The sequence below is a fragment of the Paraburkholderia sp. EG304 genome (genome assembly GCF_046543485.1).
Taxonomy (GTDB): domain Bacteria; phylum Pseudomonadota; class Gammaproteobacteria; order Burkholderiales; family Burkholderiaceae; genus Paraburkholderia; species Paraburkholderia youngii.
Genome location: NZ_JBKGUA010000300.1, coordinates 1 through 549, shown reverse-complemented (window position 1 = coordinate 549; position 549 = coordinate 1). Strand labels below are relative to the sequence as shown.

The window sequence follows — 549 nt, the reverse complement described above, 5'->3', positions numbered from 1 at the left end:
CCAGTGGAATGCCGCGCGCGTCTACAACGATGTGCCGTTTCGACCCGAGCTTTCCCCGGTCTGTCGGGTTGGGGCCGGTTTCCTGGCCCCCGGGGGCTGGCAACACTGGCAGCATCGAGGCTCGCCCGTTCCCAATCAATCTGGTCGTGCTCACGCAACCGGCGAAGCATTGCCAGATGCAGCTGCTCCCACACGCCTGCGGCCTGCCAGTCTCGTAGCCGTCGCCAGCAGCCGCTGCCGAAACCCAGTTCCTGCGGCAGGTCTTCCCATGGGATGCCGTTTGCAGGACATACAGGATGCCGTTCAGTGCTGCGCAGTCGTCAACTGTGCGCCGACGGCCGCCTTTCGGTGACGGCGTAAATGCCGGAATCAACAGTTCCAGCGCCGCCCGCAGTTCGTTGCTGATTTTTCTTCTGGATGAACTTCCCTCGGTTTTTCGCCTTCCAGAGGTCCGGGGTTATGCAGCCGTATCCTTTGTCCGCTGAGCCGCAAGCCAGTCTTGCATGAACTGAGTTGGCGACGTGAAGCCGAGCGATGAATGACGACGAC

Annotated in this window: 1 protein-coding gene and 1 pseudogene; both read right to left on the bottom strand. The window is 61.7% G+C overall.

Going from position 1 to position 549, the window contains the following annotated elements:
* Positions 1 to 406 (bottom strand): annotated as a pseudogene (locus ACLFKU_RS43975) (IS5 family transposase); the annotation flags it as partial.
* The coding region (locus ACLFKU_RS43970) for a hypothetical protein (RefSeq protein WP_410853421.1) at positions 321 to 549 on the bottom strand (229 nt) is incomplete at its 5' end. The gene ACLFKU_RS43970 and the pseudogene ACLFKU_RS43975, both read right to left, overlap by 86 nt.